Genomic DNA, 15,362 nt, shown 5'->3' on the forward strand with positions numbered 1-15,362 from the left:
TGCCTGTACTCCGGCAGCAAGCGCCCGTACAATCCCAAGTCATTTCAAGTCCAAGCAACCGACAACGGCCTACCATGCGTACCAGTCAATATTTGCTCGCCACACAGAAAGAAACGCCTTCCGACGCGGTTGTGATCAGCCATCAGCTGATGCTGCGCGCCGGCATGATCCGCAAACTGGCCTCGGGCCTGTACACCTGGCTGCCCATGGGCTTGAAGGTGATGCGCAAGGTCGAGGCCATCGTTCGCGAAGAGATGAACGCCGCCGGCTCTCTGGAAGTGTTGATGCCGAGCACCCAACCGGCTGAGCTGTGGCAGGAATCCGGGCGCTGGGAAGAGTACGGCCCTGAGCTGCTGCGCTTCAAGGACCGTCACGGCCGCGATTTCTGCGCCGGCCCGACCCACGAAGAAGTGATCACCGACCTGATGCGCAACGAGCTGAGCAGCTACAAGCAGCTGCCGCTGAACCTGTATCAGATCCAGACCAAATTCCGTGACGAAATCCGCCCGCGCTTCGGCTTGATGCGCGGCCGTGAATTCATCATGAAGGACTCGTATTCGTTCCACGCCGACCAGGCCTCGCTGCAGGTCACCTATGACCGCATGCACCAGGCCTATTGCAACGTGTTCACGCGCCTGGGCCTGAAATTCCGCCCGGTTGAAGCGGACAACGGCTCCATCGGCGGCGCCGGCTCCCACGAGTTCCACGTACTGGCTGAATCCGGTGAAGACGATATCGCCTTCAGCAACGGTTCCGATTACGCGGCGAACATCGAGAAAGCCGAAGCCGTGCCACGGGAAACCTCGCGCCCGGCGGCGGAGCAAGAGCTGCGCCTGGTGGATACGCCCGAGACCAAGACCATCGCGGCCCTGGTGGAAAAATTCAATCTGCCGATTGAAAAGACCATCAAGACCCTGATCGTGCGTGCCGAGGAAGAAGGCAAGCTGATCGCCCTGGTGATCCGTGGCGACCACGAGCTCAACGAAATCAAGGCTGCCCAGCAACCTGGCGTGGCCAGCCCGCTGGTGATGGCCACCGATGCCGAACTGCGCGACGCCATTGGTGCCGGCGCCGGTTCCCTCGGCCCGCTGAACCTGCCGCTGCCAATCATCATCGATCGTTCCGTTGCACTGATGAGCGACTTCGCCATCGGCGCCAACATCGACGACAAGCACTACTTCGGCGTGAACTGGGAACGTGACCTGCCGGTTCCGACCGTGGCCGATCTGCGCAACGTGGTGGCCGGCGACCCGAGCCCGGATGGCAAGGGCACCCTGGAAATCAAGCGCGGCATCGAAGTCGGGCACATCTTCCAGCTGGGCAACAAGTACAGCAAGGCGATGAAGTGCGAAGTGCTGGGCGAGAACGGCAAGCCGATCACCCTGGAAATGGGCTGCTACGGCATCGGGATTTCCCGCGTGGTGGCGGCTGCCATCGAGCAGAACAACGACGACAAGGGCATCATCTGGAGTGACGCCCTGGCGCCGTTCCAGGTTGCCCTGGTGCCGCTGCGCTATGAAACCGAGCAAGTACGCGAAGCCACCGACAAACTGTATGCCGAACTCACGGCCGCCGGTTTCGAAGTGCTGCTGGATGATCGGGACAAGAAGACCAGCCCGGGCATCAAGTTCGCCGACATGGAACTGATTGGCATCCCGCACCGGATCGTGGTCAGTGACCGCGGCCTGGCCGATGGCAATCTGGAATACAAGAGCCGGACCGAAGCCGAAGCCCAACCGTTGCCGGTGGCTGACGTGCTGTCTTTCCTTCAGGCGCGTATTCGTCGCTGAAAACCAGATCAAGAGAAGTCATGTTCAAGCGAAACACCAGAGCCCTGGGGGGCGCCGCCTTGTGCGGCGCCCTGCTGGTCAGCGGCTGCGCCAACCAGATGTCACAACGCAGTGAGCACGAGGAGCGGGTCGAGCGCAAATTGCTCGATCACAGCCTGCAGATCGATGTAGGCGAGCCCAAAGTGCTGGAGCTGCCGCAGCGCCGGGTTCGCATTCACGAACAGAAGACCTTCGAAGTCACCGAGTTCGAAGTCACCCGCCGTTACGACCGCTACACGCCCTACCAGCCCTGGCGCAAACTCTATGAGATGCCCCTGGGCGCGGTCGCCCTGGTGGCGGGCGCGGGCGCCAACGTGGCGAACATCTTCGCCCTCGGCAACCTGCCTGACAGCATGACCCACGACTGGCTGATCTACGGCGTGGACGGGCTCAACCCGTTCATGAACGTGCAATCCCATGGCCGTGCGCAGCAAAACCTCGCCGGCATCGATGAAGTCCAGCGCGACAAGCGCCTGGAGTATTCGAGCCTGCCGTGGAGCGAGCGCCCGGTGCAGGTCACCGCCGGCAGACAGACCCACGAGCTGACCACCGACCGCAATGGCGTGCTGCGCCTGAACCTGTTGGACAGCCCGTTCGCCGAGCAGGACCTGAACCACATCACCACCCTGCTGATCAGCGTGCAGGATGGCCAGGACGATGTGCATTCGGATGCTTCCCTGGCGGTCAGCAGCGGCCTGCGCGGCAAGTTGCTGGAAGCCCACGGGTTGATTTTCGACGACCTGGAAGATGACGAAGTGAGCCAGTGGGTGCACCGGGTCAAGCGCCTGTCGGAACTGGGCCTGGAAGAAGAGGCCAGTGAGCTGGAGCAGAGCCTGATCGAACTGACCCGCAATGATCCGGAGTTGCAGCAGGAGTTTCTGCAGGCGCTGACCAAGGAGGCGGGGCGGCTGGTGGCGGATCCAGGCGCTCGCTGAGTTTTCGCAAACGCTGTAAATCTAAATGTGGGAGGGGGCTTGCTCCCGATAGCGGTGGATCAGTCAGCTTATATATAGCTGACCCACCGTAATCGGGAGCAAGCCCCCTCCTACAGTTTGCTCCGGGTTTCTACCAGGAGAATTCCAACTGTTCATTGCCATTGCTGAGGTCGAGCAACCGCACCCCAATCCCCAACAACCGCACTGGCTTGCCCCCACGATTGAACGCCTGCGTCATCAGCTGTTGATAACTTTCCAGGTCCCGCCCTGCCCCGGCCTGCTCCAGGGTTGTCTGGGTAAAGTCATGAAACTTCACCTTCACGAACGGCTTGCCCGCGCGGTAGCTGCTGTCGATGCGCGCCATGCGCCCGGCCAGGGTTTCCATCAGTTCGGGCAGTTTGGCCAGGCAACTGGCAAGATCGGGAAGGTCCGTATCAAAGGTATTTTCCACGCTGATGGACTGCCGCCGACTGTCATTGTGCACCGCACGGTCATCGATCCCACGGGCAAGGCTCCACAAGCGCTCACCGAAGCTGCCGAATTCGCGCACCAGCGCCAGCTTGTTCCACTCACGCAGTTGCAGGCAGTCCTCGATTCCCAGGCGCGCAAGCTTGTCGGCAGTGACCTTGCCCACACCGTGCAGTTTGCTCACGCGTAACTGGGAGACGAAGTCTTCGATCTGGTCCGGGGTGATCACAAACAGGCCGTTGGGTTTTTTCCAGTCACTGGCGATTTTGGCCAGAAACTTGTTCGGCGCCACCCCGGCGGACACGGTGATATGCAGTTGATTGGAGACGCGGCGGCGGATGTCCTGGGCGATTCGGGTGGCGCTGCCGCCAAAGTGCGGGCTGTCGGACACGTCGAGGTAGGCTTCGTCCAGCGATAACGGTTCGATCAGATCGGTGTAGTCGCGAAAGATCGTCTGGATTTCCTTCGAGGCTTCTTTATAGGCGTCCATGCGCGGCTTGACGATGGTCAGGTCCGGGCACAGTTTCAGGGCGTGGCGTGACGACATCGCCGAGCGCACCCCGTAGGCCCGCGCTTCATAGTTGCAGGTGGCGATCACCCCGCGTCGATCCGCCGAGCCACCCACCGCCAACGGTTTTTGCGCCAGGCTCGGGTCATCGCGCATCTCGATGGCGGCGTAGAAGCAATCACAGTCGACGTGGATGATTTTGCGCTGCGTCATATAAACAGGGGTGTATTTCAACGGGTGGCCAGTATCGCACTCACCCCTGTATATAGCACCAGTAGTTTGATTCTTCCGCCTGAGCGGTAGGAAATTTACCCGATGAATGTGTTTTCTCAATCGAATCAGGGCCAGCGATAGAGCTTAGAGCCCCGGCCACGCTGGCCCAGCGCGGCCCACAGCGCCCCAATGGAGAGCTAACCAATTGAACCACAAGCGCTTTTCTTCAATTTACGGGTTGACACACTCGCGTTCCTCTGTAGAATACCGACACACAGACGCGGGATGGAGCAGTCTGGTAGCTCGTCGGGCTCATAACCCGAAGGTCGTCGGTTCAAATCCGGCTCCCGCAACCAAACATCAAAAAAGGCTACTCGAAAGAGTGGCCTTTTTTGTGCGTGCCTGTTTTATCAACAACTGGACCGCGCGTTATTCGAAACGGACGGCCTGGCAGTACAGCGCGAGGCAAGCCCGCTCGCCACACACCCCCGCTTTCCATAAAAGTGTTTTCAATCGAGCACTTAGGCGATATGAGTGGATTAATCACACTTATTTTCCGCATCCGCCCATTAACGGTTGACACCTCGTCGCTGGGCTGTAGAATGCCGCCCACAGACGCGGGATGGAGCAGTCTGGTAGCTCGTCGGGCTCATAACCCGAAGGTCGTCGGTTCAAATCCGGCTCCCGCAACCAAACATCAGAAAAGGCTGCTCGAAAGAGTGGCCTTTTTTGTATGCGGTGAAAAAGCTCTTCTTAAACAATGACCTGGCATCTTTCATGAAACCCTCCACGGTTTGTTGAGTCCATCTCATTGCACGCTATGCTCAATGTTCAAGCATTACCCTCTACGACCAATGGCCGCTGTCGCCGCCCCCGGTGTTCCGCGTTAATATTCGTACTTATTTTGTCCATAGGGATTGGTAACTTGGCTGGATACCTCCATCCTGTCGCGCACAATCCACGAGGTGATTGATGCGCGCCAACTCGTCTGAACCACAAGAGACCGTCACAGCAGAACAACCGATCGCTCCCGGCCGTTTGCGCTGGCTGGATCTGTTGAGCAAATACCGTCAGCCCATCGGGCTGGCCGTGACCTTGCTGCTGTTCGCTATCGCTCTGATCGCCTGTCGGCATCTGCTGCTGGAGCTGGACCTTTACGCACTTCATGATTCGATTCTGGAAGTGCCCAGGCCCGCCCTGCTCGGTGCGTTCGGCGCGGCCGTCGCCGGCTTTATCATTCTGCTGGGCTATGAGTTTTCCGGCGCACGCTACGCCGGGGTGAAGCTGCCTGCCAAGACCCTGGCCCTCGGCGGCTTCACCGCCTTTGCCATCGGCAACGCGATTGGCCTGTCGATGCTCTCCGGCGGATCGGTGCGTTACCGTTTATATGCACGCCACGGCGTCGGCGCCTCGGAAGTCGCGCACATGACCGTGTTCGCCAGCCTTGCCCTGGGCTGCGCACTGCCACCGCTGGCCGCCCTGGCCACCTTGAGCAACCTGCCGGCGGCTTCGACCTACCTGCATTTGCCGCAAAGCCTGCTCGGCGGTGTGGCCGGCGCCGTGCTGCTGTTGTCGGCCGCGCTGTGCATCGGCATCTACCGCCGTCGCCTGCCGGAACAGCCTTACCCGGACAACCTGCTGGTCAGGGCCGGACGCCGCACCCTGCGCCTGCCGGGTCGTCGCCTGACGTTCCTGCAGTTGATCATCACCGCACTGGATGTGGCCGCAGCCGCCACCGTCCTTTACCTGTTGCTGCCGGAAGCGCCGCCCTTCGGCCCGTTCCTGCTGGTGTACCTGCTGGCCCTGGCCGCTGGCGTACTCAGCCATGTACCGGGCGGGGTCGGGGTGTTCGAGGCGATCCTGCTGGCGGCGTTTGCCGACAAGCTCGGCGCTGCCCCCCTGGCTGCCGCGTTGCTGCTGTATCGCATGATCTACGTGGTGCTGCCGCTGCTGATCGCCTGTGTGTTCCTGCTGGTCAATGAAGCCCAGCGCCTGTTCCAGACCCAGCAGAGTCTGCGGGTTGCTTCAGGGCTGGCGGCGCCAGTGTTGGCCGTACTGGTTTTTTTGTCCGGCGTGGTCCTGCTGTTCTCCGGCGCCACGCCCGAAATCGACTCACGCCTGGAAAACATCGGCTTCCTGATTCCCCACCGCCTGATTGACGCCTCGCACTTCGGCGCCAGCCTGATCGGCGTGCTCTGCCTGTTGCTGGCCCAGGGCCTGCGTCGGCGCTTGTCGGCCGCCTGGATGCTGACCATGGTGCTGTTGCTGACGGGCGCTCTGCTCTCGCTGCTCAAGGGTTTCGACTGGGAAGAAGCCAGCCTGATGACCATGACAGCAGTGCTGCTGGCGATCTTCCGCCGCTCGTTCTACCGTGCCAGCCGCCTGACCGAGCTGCCGTTCTCGCCGCTTTACTTGGTGGCCAGCGTGTGCGTACTGGGCGCGTCGATCTGGCTGCTGCTGTTTGCCTATCAGGATGTGCCTTACAGCCATCAGCTATGGTGGCAGTTCACCCTCGATGCCAACGCGCCGCGCGGCCTGCGCTCGCTGCTGGGCGCCGCGGTGCTGCTGGTGATCGTTTCGCTGACCTGGCTGCTGCGCACCGCCCGCCCGATCATTCACCTGCCGACTCCGGACGAACTGGAGCGCGCCACTCAAATCCTGATGGCCTCATCGCAACCCGACGGCGGCCTGGCACTGACCGGCGACAAAGCCCTGCTGTTCCACCCCAACGACGAAGCCTTCCTCATGTATGCCCGTCGTGGGCGCAGCCTGGTGGCCTTGTACGACCCCATCGGCCCGACCCAGCCGCGCGCCGAAATGATCTGGCAGTTCCGCGACCTGTGCGATATCCACCACGCACGGCCGGTGTTCTATCAGGTGCGCGCTGAAAACCTGCCGTACTACATGGACATCGGCCTCACCGCGATCAAGCTGGGCGAAGAAGCCCGGGTCGACCTCAAACGCTTTGACCTGGAAGCCAAGGGCAAGGAGATGAAGGACCTGCGCTACACCTGGAACCGCGGCACTCGCGATGGCTTGTCCCTGGAGATCTTCGAACCGGGCCAGGCGCCGATGGACGAGCTCAAGGTCATCTCCGATGCCTGGCTGACCGGCAAGAATGTGCGCGAAAAAGGGTTTTCCCTGGGACGCTTCAGCGACGACTACCTCAAGCACTTTCGCATCGCGATCATTCGCTTCGAAGGGCGCCCGGTGGCCTTCGCCAATTTGCTCGAGACCTACAACCACGACCTGGCCAGCCTCGACCTGATGCGCGCGCACCCCGACGCACCGAAGCTGACCATGGAATTCATGATGGTCGGCTTGATCCAGCACTATAAGAACCACGGCTACGCCCGCTTCAGCCTCGGCATGGTGCCGTTGTCGGGCCTGCAACCGCGCCGTGGCGCGCCGCTGACCCAGCGCTTGGGTTCGATGGTGTTCCGCCGTGGCGAGCAGTTGTATAACTTCCAAGGCTTGCGCCGTTTCAAAGACAAATTCCAGCCTGACTGGGAACCTCGTTATATGGCCGTGCCCGCCGGACTTGATCCGCTGGTGGCACTGGCCGATACCGCCGCCCTGATCGCGGGCGGCTTGACTGGATTGGTGAAACGCTGATGATTCGACGTTCCTGGCGGTATGTATTGGCCATCGTGGTGCTGCTCGCTCTGATCGCAGGTGGCGGCTTCTGGTACTGGACCCGCCCTGCACCGCAGCCGGTGCTGGAGCAGATGCCCCAGGCCGATGGCACGGTGATGACCCTTGTGACCCCCGCCACCGCTGCCAAAGCCCGTGTGGCCGTGGCCGTGCCGGCGGACGACACCCTCACCGACAGCCAGTTGATCGCCCTGAGCCAGGGCGGCAAGGCGCAGATCGTTCAGGTGATCCTGCCCAAGGACGATTGCAAGCTGCAGGAACAGGCGCTGCAAAACGCCCTGGGCCAGCTCAAGGGCCCCGCGACCCTGGTCAGCGGCATTGGCCCTGGCGCCGCCCTCGCCTGGCGCTGGCTGGCCACTCAGAACGACGACAAGGCCAACGCCATCTCCGTCGGCTTCGCCCTGGTGCAGGAAGGCTGCAAGGACCCGCTGCCGAAAACCGCCGCCCATGGCAATTGGCTGGTGGCGTGGAACGATAACCCTGACGATGAAAGCGCCAGCTTCGTACGCGATACACCGCGCGCCACCACCAGCATCAGCGACTACGACATCCATTACCCGCAAGTGCTGAACAACGAACTGCGCAAGCAACTGGTGGGTTCGGACAACGGTGGTCTGGCCATCCCAGTGGTCGAAGTGCCCGCCGGTCAAGCCAAGGATACCGTCACGCTGTTCCTCTCCGGTGACGGCGGCTGGCGCGACCTGGACCGCGACGTGGCCGGTGAAATGGCCAAGATCGGCTACCCGGTCGTGGGCATCGACACCCTGCGCTACTACTGGCAGCACAAGAGCCCGGAACAGAGCGCCAAGGACCTCACCGAGCTGATGCAGCACTACCGGCAGAAATGGGGCACCAAGCGCTTCGTGCTGACGGGCTATTCGTTCGGCGCCGACGTACTGCCGGCGATCTACAACCGCCTGCCGGAAAACGAACAGCAACGGGTCGATGCAATCATCCTGCTGGCATTCGCCCGCACCGGCAGCTTTGAAATCGAAGTGGAAGGCTGGCTGGGCAACGCCGGCAAAGAGGCCGCCACCGGTCCGGAAATGGCCAAGCTGCCACCGGAGAAAGTGGTGTGCATCTATGGCGCCGAAGAAGTCGACGAGAGCGGCTGCACCGACAAGACGGCGGTGGGTGAAGCGTTGAAATTGCCGGGCGGGCATCACTTTGATGAAAACTACCCGGCACTGGCCAAACGCCTGGTGGAGATCATCGTCAAGCACCAGGCCAAAGCCGAGTAATGACGCAAAACCCAATGTAGAAGAGGGTTTATGTGGGAGGGGGCTTGCTCCCTCCCACATGTGTTTATGGTGAGGCTGAAATTTATCGCGGTTCGATGTGGGCAATCATCAACTGCACGGTTTCATTGCCACGAAACTCGTTCACATCCAGCTTGTAGGCCAACTCCACCCAACGCACCGTCGGGTTCGGCCAGACCTCACGGTCCACCCCAAATGCAATGCCGTCGAGCTTCACCGAGCCGCATTCGCTCTTGAGCACCACCTTCAGGTGCCGCTCGCCCACCACGCGCTGTTCCACCAACTGGAACACACCATGGAACACCGGCTCGGGAAAGTGCTGCCCCCATGGCCCGGCATGACGCAGCGCGCGGGCCAGTTCCAGGTGAAATTCTTCCACGGCCAGGGTGCCGTCGGTCAGCAGGCGACCGGTGAGGTCTTCTTCGCGCAGTTGCCGACGCACTTCGGCATCGAACGCCTGGGCAAACAACGGGAAGTTCGCCTCGGGCAATGTCAGCCCCGCCGCCATGGCGTGGCCGCCGTATTTGGCGATCAGGTTGGGATGCTGGCTGGCAACCACGGCCAACGCGTCACGGATATGAAAGCCCTGCACCGAACGGCCCGAGCCCTTGAGCAAGCCATCGCCCGCATCGGCGAACGCGATGGTCGGGCGAAAATAGCGCTCCTTCATGCGCGAGGCCAGGATGCCGATCACGCCCTGGTGCCACTCCGGGTCGAACAGGCACAAACCGTAGGGCATCGACTCCACCGGCAGGTCCTTGAGCTGGGCCAGGGCCTCGCGCTGCATGCCTTGCTCGATGGACTTGCGGTCCTGGTTCATGCCGTCCAGTTGCGCGGCCATTTCCCGGGCGGCGGCAATGTCGGTGGTGAGCAGGCATTCAATGCCCAGGCTCATGTCGTCCAGGCGACCGGCAGCGTTGAGCCGTGGGCCGAGGATAAACCCCAGGTCGGTGGAGGTGATGCGCGCCGCGTCGCGCTTGGCCACTTCCAGGATCGCCTTGATCCCCGGCCGGGCGCGACCGGCGCGAATGCGTTCCAGGCCCTGATGCACCAGGATGCGGTTGTTGGCATCCAGCGGCACCACGTCGGCGACGCTGCCCAGGGCCACCAGGTCGAGCAGATCACCGATGTTCGGCTGCGGCTTGTCCGCGTACCAACCCAGGTCGCGCAAGCGCGCACGCAGGGCCATGAGCACATAGAAGATCACGCCGACGCCCGCCAGGGCCTTGCTGGGAAATTCACAGCCCGGCTGGTTCGGGTTGACGATCGCGTCGGCCGCCGGCAGTTCGTCACCCGGCAAGTGGTGGTCGGTGACCAGCACCTTGAGCCCGGCCGCCTTTGCCGCCGCCACGCCTTCGACGCTGGAAATGCCGTTGTCCACGGTGATCAGCAACTGCGGCTCACGCTGCAGCGCCACGGCGACGATTTCCGGGGTCAGGCCGTAGCCATACTCGAAACGGTTGGGCACCAGGTAATCCACATGGGCCGCGCCGAGCAAGCGCAGGCCCAGGGTGCCTACGGTGCTGGCAGTGGCGCCATCGGCATCGAAGTCACCGACGATCAGGATGCGCTGGCGCTGCTCCAGGGCGACCACCAGCAAGTCCACCGCCGCGTCGATGCCCTTGAGCCGCTGATAGGGAATCAACTGCTTGAGGCTTTTATCCAGCTCGACCTCGGAGCGTACCCCGCGCGCAGCGTAAAGGCGGGTCAACAGCGGTGGCAGATCACCGAGAAACGGCAAGACAGCGGGCAACGGACGGGGATCGATACGCATGGGACGGGATGGGATCTCTATGGGGGGATTTTAGCTTCAAGCTTGCGGCTGCAACTCTTCAACCGCGCTCGCCAACCAGCCACTGCAATTGCACTTCATGCTGACCACGGTCGTCGGTGACAAAAATGGTGCCTTCACTGATCATCACGTCCCATTTGATCACCCGTGGCATGTCCTTGGCCAACACCTCCAGGATTTCCTGGGGCACGGCGGCGATGTGCACGTTCTTCAGGTTATTGGCCACCGGGACCACCTTGCCTTCCCACACACGCAGGCTGCCGTAGGCCAGCAGGCTGGTGCGTTCGGTTCGGCGCGAGCACCAGGTCAGACGGTCGGCATCCGGCTGGCCGACTTCGATCCAGTGCAACACACGGTCATCCAGGCTTTTTTCCCACAGGGCGGGCTCGTCCACATCCGACAGGCCGCGCCCGAACGCCAGTTGCTCGTTGTACCAGAGGGCGTAGGCCAGCAGGCGTACGGTCATGCGCTCTTCGGTTTCCGAAGGGTGGCGGGCGATGGTCTGTTTGACGCTCTCGTACACCGAACGATCAAGGTCGGTGAGGTTGAGTTCGAATTTGTAGGTCGTGGACGGCTGGGCCATGAACGGGCTTCTAGAGACAGGGAAAGGCGGCCAGTCTAACCGATGGAGAGCTCATTCAACGAATCCTGCGCTGCATCATCCTTATCCCTGAGCGGCGCGCCTATGTTAAAAGCATCACATCCCCTCCCCGCCCAGCGCAGAAGGATCACTATGTCGTTTAATGCCAAGCCGCTTGCCGGCCTCAAAGTCATCGAACTCGGCACCCTCATCGCCGGCCCGTTTGCTTCGCGCATCTGCGCCGAGTTCGGTGCCGAAGTGATCAAGGTCGAGTCACCGGACGGCGGCGACCCGCTGCGCAAATGGCGCAAGCTGTATGAAGGCACTTCGCTGTGGTGGTTCGTGCAGGCGCGCAACAAGAAGTCGCTGACGCTGAACCTCAAGCATCCCGATGGCCTGGCGATTCTCAAGCAGTTGCTGGCAGACGCCGACATCCTGATCGAAAACTTCCGCCCCGGCGTGCTGGAAAAGCTCGGCCTGGGCTGGGAAACCCTGCATGCGTTGAACCCGAAACTGGTGATGGTGCGCCTGTCGGGCTTTGGCCAGACCGGCCCGATGAAAGACCAGCCAGGGTTCGGCGCGGTGGGCGAGTCGATGGGCGGGCTGCGCTATATCACCGGCTTCGAGGACCGTCCGCCGGTGCGCACGGGCATCTCCATCGGCGATTCGATTGCCGCACTGTGGGCGGTGATCGGCGCATTGATGGCGCTGCGTCATCGTGAGGTCAATGGAGGGCTGGGCCAGGTGGTGGATGTGGCGCTGTATGAAGCCATCTTCGCCATGATGGAAAGCATGATCCCGGAATTCGATGTATTCGGGTTTATCCGCGAGCGCACCGGCAACATCATGCCCGGTATAACACCGTCCTCGATCCACACCAGCGCCGACGGCAAGCACGTGCAGATCGGCGCCAACGGCGACGCGATTTTCAAGCGTTTCATGTCGGCCATCGGCCGTGAAGACCTGGCGAACGATCCGCAACTGGCCAGCAATGACGGGCGTGACAGCCGTCGCGATGAGCTGTACGGCGTGATTGATCGTTGGGTCAATTCCCTGCCGCTGGAGCAGGTGGTGGAGCAGTTGAACAAGGCCGACGTACCCGCCAGCCGAATCTACAGTGCCGAAGACATGCTCGGCGATCCGCAGTTTCTCGCGCGGGAGATGTTCCTCAAGGCCCAATTGCCGGGCGGTAAGGACTTCAAGATGCCGGGCATCGTGCCCAAGCTTTCGGACACGCCGGGCAGCTGCGAATGGGTCGGGCCGCAATTGGGCGAGCACAATGGCGTGTTGCTGACCGAGTTGGGCTATGACGCGGCGGCGATTGTTCGCCTGCGCGAACAAGGCGCGATCTGACGCCGTGACAAATCGCGGGTAAAAAGAAACCCCGAAGCGTGGGGAGACACTTCAGGGTTAAACGTGGCCTTACAATGACCAGTACAACAAGCCACAAACACCGGAGCACAATGTTTGCTCTTGCTGTTACAAAATCTGACCGAGCATGCTGTGGGAAGTTTCCATCAATAAACAATTCTTCATGCCAGCGCGGCGCCACGTGTCTGGGCCGCGCTGCGCAGGGCTGCGATGACCGAGGGCTCCAGGCGCCCTTCGGCAATCTTGATGTCGCGCAGCAGGCAATCCACCACATCCACCAGCAAACGTTTATCCATCAATTGCACCTGGTCGACTTCACGCTCGACCACGATGGCGCCGGCAGGATTCTTCACGGTCACCAGGCTCTCGCCCTGCACACCAGAGGTGGTCAGCGTAACCTGATAAGGGCTCAGTGCTTCGTCGAGCAATAGGCTGATACTTTCCATCTCGATCACCACTCAATAGTTCGGGAACAATCGTCTTAACGGGTGCTGCATCTATCTTAAGTGACTGGTTCTGACGTAGGAAAGTTCGCTTTTTCGTCTTTCAACGGTTGCAGGGGGATGACGAGACCAGCATGCGCTCGCAACATGACAAGTAAAAAACGGCGGCACATACCTGCTTACGCAATGGGCTGCTGTTTTGGGGTTTGCCGGGCGTTGAGGCTGGAGGTGAATCCTATACTCGGTGAGCGCTGCACGACTGAGCGCATGTCAAAAGGCCCTGATTGCGAAGGATGATTACGATGGTGGAACCCAATGAACAGCAGAACTCAACAGACAGAATGCATGCGGAGGTGTCACGCATTTTTGCCGAGATTGCCCGGATGAACGCGGAGCAGAACAAACTCAACAAGGAATCCTTGAAGATAACCTGTGAAACGTTCTGGTACCCAGTGGCTATCGCGACGGGCTTTTACGCCGCTGTTGGCACGGTAATAGTAGTGGCACAGAAACTATTCTCGTGACGCTGATGTTTTTGCCGGGCAAAAGAGCGCATGTCAAAGGCCCCTGTTGCGAAGGATGATTACGATGGTTGAAAACAAAGAGGAGCAGGCAACAATGGAGAGGATGCATGCCGATGTAAGGCGTATCTACGCCGAGATATCACGCATGCAGGCAGAGCGAGACAAGCTCAAGTCCGAGTCACTGAAGATTACCTGTGAAACGTTCTGGTACCCCATGGGGGTGGCGATGGCCGTAGTGGCAACCATCGCTTCAATCACCGGAGTGGCAATCAAACTGCTTATGTAGTCAGGACGCTGCCGGGCCTGCCACATACAAAAACGCCGCTGCCCCAGAGATGGGAAAGCGGCGTTTCGATTCTCGCGGGATGCCTTACAAAGGCTTGCCTCGATTGCCATGCTGGCTGACAAACGCCTGCACCGCCTTCAGGTCATTGGCCAGCACTGTGCAGCGCTCTTCACGCTCAAACAGGTCGGCCATGTGCTTGGGCAACTCCAGCGCCTTGCCAACGCCAGCCTTCTCCACCGCTTCCGGGAATTTGACCGGGTGGGCGGTGCCGAGGATCACCATCGGAATATCCAGGCTGCGACGGCATTCGCGCGCTGCCTTTACGCCGATGGCAGTGTGCGGGTCGAGCAGTTCACCGGTCCGGGCATAGACTTCAGCGATGGTTTCGCAGGTTTGCGCGTCGTCCACGGCCAGGGAATCGAACAGCTTGCGGGTTTCGGTCCAGCGCTCCTGCTCGACGCTGAAACCGCCACCGCTCTTGAAGTTGCTCATCAGGTCGGCAATAGCAGCTCCGTTGCGACCGTGCATATCGAACAGCAGGCGCTCGAAGTTCGACGAGACCATGATGTCCATCGACGGTGACAGCGTGGCGTGCAGGGTTTCCTTCACATACCCGTTGCCGCTCATGAAGCGGTGCAGGATGTCGTTGCGGTTGGTGGCGACGATCAACTGGTTGATCGGCAGGCCCATGTTGCGCGCCAGATAGCCGGCGAAGATGTCGCCGAAATTGCCGGTCGGCACCGAGAACGACACCGAACGCGCCGGCCCGCCCAGCTGCAGCGAGGCATGGAAGTAGTAGACGATCTGGGCCATGATCCGCGCCCAGTTGATCGAGTTCACCGCCACCAGACGCGTACCTTTGAGGAAACTCTGGTCAGCAAAGCTGTTCTTGACCATTTCCTGGCAGTCATCGAAGTTGCCTTCGATGGCGATGTTGTGGATGTTCTCGCCAAAAATCGTGGTCATCTGCCGACGCTGCACTTCCGATACACGCTGATGCGGGTGCAGGATGAAAATGTCGACGTTCTCGCAGTGCTTGCAGCCTTCGATGGCCGCCGAACCGGTGTCACCGGAGGTGGCGCCCATGATCACCACGCGCTCGCCGCGCTTTGCCAGCACGTAATCAAGCAGACGACCCAACAGTTGCAGGGCAAAGTCCTTGAACGCCAGGGTCGGACCGTGGAACAGCTCAAGCACCCACTCGTTGCCGTCCAATTGGCGCAAGGGTGCGATGGCACTGTGGGAAAACACGCCGTAGGTTTCTTCCAGGATCTTCTTGAAGTCCGCATCCGGGATGCTACCGGTGACGAACGGGCGCATCACCCGGAACGCCAGCTCGTGGTATGGCAAGCCCACCCACGAAGCGATTTCTTCCTGGGTGAAACGTGGCAGGTTTTCCGGCACGTACAGGCCGCCGTCGGTGGCGAGGCCTGTCAGTAAAACGTCTTCGAAGTTCAGGGCCGGTGCCTGGCCGCGGGTGCTGATATAACGCATGACTGG

At 61.0% G+C, this 15,362-nt stretch carries 12 protein-coding genes and 2 tRNA genes; 9 read left to right on the forward strand and 5 right to left on the reverse strand.

All coding sequences use genetic code 11. The annotated features are described in order from the left end of the window. Window positions 1–74 precede the first annotated feature (74 nt). Window positions 75–1,790 carry a proline--tRNA ligase gene (locus RHM60_RS10935; RefSeq protein WP_322214433.1) on the forward strand — a complete coding sequence of 572 codons (1,716 nt, stop codon included), beginning with the start codon at window positions 75–77 and terminating at the stop codon, window positions 1,788–1,790. 20 nt (window positions 1,791–1,810) lie between these two features. After that, window positions 1,811–2,764: a hypothetical protein gene (locus RHM60_RS10940; RefSeq protein WP_003238890.1), complete on the forward strand. Its 954-nt coding sequence runs from the start codon at window positions 1,811–1,813 to the stop codon at window positions 2,762–2,764. 130 nt (window positions 2,765–2,894) lie between these two features. Here the strand turns inward: RHM60_RS10940 and dinB are convergent, their stop codons facing one another. Beyond that, a complete protein-coding gene (gene dinB, locus RHM60_RS10945; RefSeq protein WP_209984412.1) occupies window positions 2,895–3,953 on the reverse strand; it encodes a DNA polymerase IV in 1,059 nt (352 codons plus the stop codon). Window positions 3,954–4,232: 279 nt separating this feature from the next. Here dinB and RHM60_RS10950 point away from each other — a divergent pair. From RHM60_RS10950 to RHM60_RS10965, 4 genes are all read left to right on the forward strand, one after another. Then, a tRNA-Met gene (locus RHM60_RS10950) sits at window positions 4,233–4,309 on the forward strand. Between the two features lie 260 nt (window positions 4,310–4,569). Continuing rightward, window positions 4,570–4,646 (forward strand) — tRNA-Met (locus tag RHM60_RS10955). Window positions 4,647–4,925: 279 nt separating this feature from the next. Next, on the forward strand, window positions 4,926–7,568 hold the full coding sequence (gene mprF / locus RHM60_RS10960; RefSeq protein ID WP_322214434.1) for a bifunctional lysylphosphatidylglycerol flippase/synthetase MprF: 2,643 nt from the start codon (window positions 4,926–4,928) through the stop codon (window positions 7,566–7,568). Next, window positions 7,568–8,848, forward strand: a complete 1,281-nt coding sequence (locus RHM60_RS10965) for a virulence factor family protein (protein ID WP_209984413.1) — start codon at window positions 7,568–7,570, stop codon at window positions 8,846–8,848. The genes mprF and RHM60_RS10965 overlap by 1 nt, the downstream gene beginning before the upstream one ends. An 82-nt stretch (window positions 8,849–8,930) precedes the next feature. Here the strand turns inward: RHM60_RS10965 and recJ are convergent, their stop codons facing one another. Beyond that, a complete protein-coding gene (gene recJ, locus RHM60_RS10970) occupies window positions 8,931–10,640 on the reverse strand; it encodes a single-stranded-DNA-specific exonuclease RecJ (protein WP_231423214.1) in 1,710 nt (569 codons plus the stop codon). A 58-nt stretch (window positions 10,641–10,698) separates the two neighbouring features. Next, complete coding sequence (locus RHM60_RS10975; protein WP_003238901.1) at window positions 10,699–11,241, reverse strand: YaeQ family protein; 543 nt, start codon at window positions 11,239–11,241, stop codon at window positions 10,699–10,701. A gap of 150 nt (window positions 11,242–11,391) precedes the next feature. Between RHM60_RS10975 and RHM60_RS10980 the strand changes: the two genes are divergently transcribed. Beyond that, window positions 11,392–12,591, forward strand: a complete 1,200-nt coding sequence (locus tag RHM60_RS10980; protein ID WP_209984420.1) for a CaiB/BaiF CoA transferase family protein — start codon at window positions 11,392–11,394, stop codon at window positions 12,589–12,591. A gap of 179 nt (window positions 12,592–12,770) precedes the next feature. Here the strand turns inward: RHM60_RS10980 and RHM60_RS10985 are convergent, their stop codons facing one another. After that, on the reverse strand, window positions 12,771–13,055 hold the full coding sequence (locus RHM60_RS10985; RefSeq protein WP_231423217.1) for a DUF3509 domain-containing protein: 285 nt from the start codon (window positions 13,053–13,055) through the stop codon (window positions 12,771–12,773). A 299-nt stretch (window positions 13,056–13,354) separates the two neighbouring features. Here RHM60_RS10985 and RHM60_RS10990 point away from each other — a divergent pair, with 299 nt between their 5' ends. Together RHM60_RS10990 and RHM60_RS10995 are read left to right on the forward strand one after the other, a co-directional pair. Next, window positions 13,355–13,576 carry a hypothetical protein gene (locus tag RHM60_RS10990; protein WP_322214435.1) on the forward strand — a complete coding sequence of 74 codons (222 nt, stop codon included), beginning with the start codon at window positions 13,355–13,357 and terminating at the stop codon, window positions 13,574–13,576. 64 nt (window positions 13,577–13,640) lie between these two features. After that, window positions 13,641–13,862, forward strand: coding sequence for a hypothetical protein (locus RHM60_RS10995; RefSeq protein ID WP_015372877.1), 222 nt, complete (start codon window positions 13,641–13,643; stop codon window positions 13,860–13,862). 84 nt (window positions 13,863–13,946) lie between these two features. Here RHM60_RS10995 and thrC read toward each other — a convergent pair whose 3' ends face one another. Further along, the gene (gene thrC, locus RHM60_RS11000; protein ID WP_057007235.1) at window positions 13,947–15,356 is read right to left on the reverse strand and encodes a threonine synthase; all 1,410 of its coding nucleotides are present in this window, start codon (window positions 15,354–15,356) and stop codon (window positions 13,947–13,949) included. Window positions 15,357–15,362: the final 6 nt, after the last annotated feature.

Origin of the sequence: Pseudomonas sp. MH9.3, assembly GCF_034354675.1 — a bacterium.
Lineage (GTDB): Bacteria > Pseudomonadota > Gammaproteobacteria > Pseudomonadales > Pseudomonadaceae > Aquipseudomonas.

Bases quoted from the DNA above. Each gene is read 5' to 3' on its own strand.
- RHM60_RS10935 (WP_322214433.1), top strand. From the start codon at position 75: ATGCGTACCAGTCAATATTTGCTCGCCACACAGAAAGAAACGCCTTCC.
- RHM60_RS10940 (WP_003238890.1), top strand. From the start codon at position 1,811: ATGTTCAAGCGAAACACCAGAGCCCTGGGGGGCGCCGCCTTGTGCGGC.
- dinB (WP_209984412.1), bottom strand. From the start codon at position 3,953: ATGACGCAGCGCAAAATCATCCACGTCGACTGTGATTGCTTCTACGCC.
- mprF (WP_322214434.1), top strand. From the start codon at position 4,926: ATGCGCGCCAACTCGTCTGAACCACAAGAGACCGTCACAGCAGAACAA.
- RHM60_RS10965 (WP_209984413.1), top strand. From the start codon at position 7,568: ATGATTCGACGTTCCTGGCGGTATGTATTGGCCATCGTGGTGCTGCTC.
- recJ (WP_231423214.1), bottom strand. From the start codon at position 10,640: ATGCGTATCGATCCCCGTCCGTTGCCCGCTGTCTTGCCGTTTCTCGGT.
- RHM60_RS10975 (WP_003238901.1), bottom strand. From the start codon at position 11,241: ATGGCCCAGCCGTCCACGACCTACAAATTCGAACTCAACCTCACCGAC.
- RHM60_RS10980 (WP_209984420.1), top strand. From the start codon at position 11,392: ATGTCGTTTAATGCCAAGCCGCTTGCCGGCCTCAAAGTCATCGAACTC.
- RHM60_RS10985 (WP_231423217.1), bottom strand. From the start codon at position 13,055: ATGGAAAGTATCAGCCTATTGCTCGACGAAGCACTGAGCCCTTATCAG.
- RHM60_RS10990 (WP_322214435.1), top strand. From the start codon at position 13,355: ATGGTGGAACCCAATGAACAGCAGAACTCAACAGACAGAATGCATGCG.
- RHM60_RS10995 (WP_015372877.1), top strand. From the start codon at position 13,641: ATGGTTGAAAACAAAGAGGAGCAGGCAACAATGGAGAGGATGCATGCC.
- thrC (WP_057007235.1), bottom strand. From the start codon at position 15,356: ATGCGTTATATCAGCACCCGCGGCCAGGCACCGGCCCTGAACTTCGAA.